The organism is Allomesorhizobium camelthorni (genome assembly GCF_011045125.1).
Classification (GTDB): domain Bacteria; phylum Pseudomonadota; class Alphaproteobacteria; order Rhizobiales; family Rhizobiaceae; genus Allomesorhizobium; species Allomesorhizobium camelthorni.
In genome coordinates this window covers 1-2,167 of the sequence record NZ_JAAKZF010000215.1, presented here as the reverse complement: position 1 = coordinate 2,167, position 2,167 = coordinate 1, and the positions used below count along the sequence as shown (strand labels likewise).

The window sequence follows — 2,167 nt, the reverse complement described above, 5'->3', positions numbered from 1 at the left end:
TAACCTGCTGAAATCACTCACTCCTTTTTGGATCGGACACTAAGGCATGTCCAGGCCCTGACTGAGCGCGCCATCGCGCACACGCTCGGGGTGAGCAATGGCGTCGTGCATGGTTATCTGCGGCGCGCCCGTCTTGCCGGGCTGAGCTGGCCGCTGCCTGAAGGGATGGATGACGAAGGCCTCGAGCTGCTGCTCTTCCCGGCGCCGAAGGCGGCGTCGCAAAGCCCCAGCCGGCCGGTGCCCGATTGGGGCTATGTGGAGAAGGAGTTGCGCCGCCGCGGCGTAACGCGGGTGCTCCTGTGGGAGGAGTATCGCGCCGCCAATCCCGACGGCTTTGGCTATACCTGGTTTTGCACGACCTTCGAGGCCTGGAAAGAGCGCGCGCGCCCGACGATGCGCCAGACACACCTGGGCGGCGAGAAGGTGTTCGTCGACTTCGCCGGCGATACCATCGACATCTTCGATCCCGTCACCGGCGAAGCGCACGCCATGAAGCTGTTCGTCGCAACGATGGGCGCCTCGAACTACACCTACGCCGAGGCGTGCCCGAGCGAGAGCCTGCCCGACTGGATCGGCGTGCACACGAAGCTCTTCACCTTTCTGGGCGGCGTGCCGAAGTTCGTGGTCTGCGACAATCTCAAGGCCGCTGTCACCCCCCGATCGCTACGACCCCGGTCTCAACCGGACCTACGCCGAGATGGCGAGCCATTACGGCACCGCGGTACTCGCGGCGAGACCGCGACGCCCGAAGGATAAGGCAAAGGTCGAGGTCGCCGTGCAAATTGCCCAGCGCTGGGTCCTGGCGCGGCTGCGCAATCAGCGCTTCTTTTCCCTGGCGGAGCTGAACGTCGCCATCCGCCTGCTCGTCGCCGAACTCAACGCCCGCCAGATGCGTGGCTTCGGCTCCAGCCGTGCCGAACTCTTCGCCGAGATCGACAGGCCGAAGCTGGGAGAACTGCCGGACCAGCCATACGTCTTTGCGCGCTGGAAGCGTTGCCGCGTCGCGCCCGACTACCACGTCGAGGTCGACGGGCACTGGTACTCCACGCCCTACAGCCTCATCCGCGAGCTCGTCGATGTGCGCATCGCCGACAACACCGTCGAGGTCTTCCACAAGGGGCAGCGGATCGCCAGCCACGCCCGTGCGCCCAACCGGCGCGGCCATACGACCGTTGCCGATCACATGCCGAGCGCGCATCGCCGCTACGGCAACTGGACGCCGGGGGGACTGATCGCGGCCGGCGAGAAGATCGGTCCCGCCACCGCCGCCTTCTTCCAGGCTGTCATCGCTGACCGGCCGCATCCCGAACAGGGCTTTCGCACCTGCCTCGGCATTTTGGCGCTGACCAAGAGCTACGGCAACGCGCGCGTCGATGCAGCCTGCCAACGCGGCATCCTCATCAAGGCACGCTCCGTCGCCTCGATCCGTTCGATCCTCAAGAACGGCCTTGATCGCGCTTTCCTCGACCAGACACCCGACCACCAACCCCTGCGCCACGGCAATATCCGCGGTCAGGGCTATTTCCACTGAACCAGGGAGATTCCAATGCTCACCCATCCCACCCATGAACGGCTGATCGCACTCGGTTTGACCGGAATGGCCAAAGCCTTCGAGGAGCAGCGACGATCACCCAATCTCGAGGCCCTGTCGTTCGAGGAGCGCATCGGGCTTCTTGTCGATCGCGAAGCCGCCGAGCGCGACACCAAACGGCTCACCACACGTCTCAAATTCGCCGCGCTGCGCCAGAGCGCATGCGTGGAAGATGTCGATTTGCGCACCCCGCGCGGCATCGACCGCGCCGTCTTCGCCAGGCTCGTCGCCGGCGACTGGATCGACCGCCACGAGAATCTCCTGGTCACAGGCGCAACCGGCCTGGGCAAGAGTTGGCTCGCCTGCGCCCTCGGCCACAAGGCCTGCCGCGATCGGTGCTCTATCATCGCGTCCCGCGCCTTTTCGAGGCGCTCGCGCTGGCGCGGGGCGACGGGCGCTATGGCCGCCTGCTCAAGACGCTCGGGCGCGTTCAACTCCTCATCCTCGACGACTGGGGCCTGTCCGTTCTCAACGCTGCCGAGCGCCGCGACCTCCTGGAAATCCTCGATGATCGCCATGGCCACGCTTCCACAATCGTCACCAGCCAAATCCCCGTGCAGCACTGGCACGACGTCA

The 2,167-nt window shown here is 65.6% G+C and carries 2 pseudogenes; both read left to right on the top strand.

Going from position 1 to position 2,167, the window contains the following annotated elements:
* The first annotated feature begins 12 nt into the window (after positions 1-12).
* A pseudogene (gene istA / locus G6N73_RS35350) lies at positions 13-1,531 on the top strand (IS21 family transposase).
* 15 nt (positions 1,532-1,546) lie between these two features.
* Positions 1,547-2,167: pseudogene (locus tag G6N73_RS35345) on the top strand (ATP-binding protein); the annotation flags it as partial.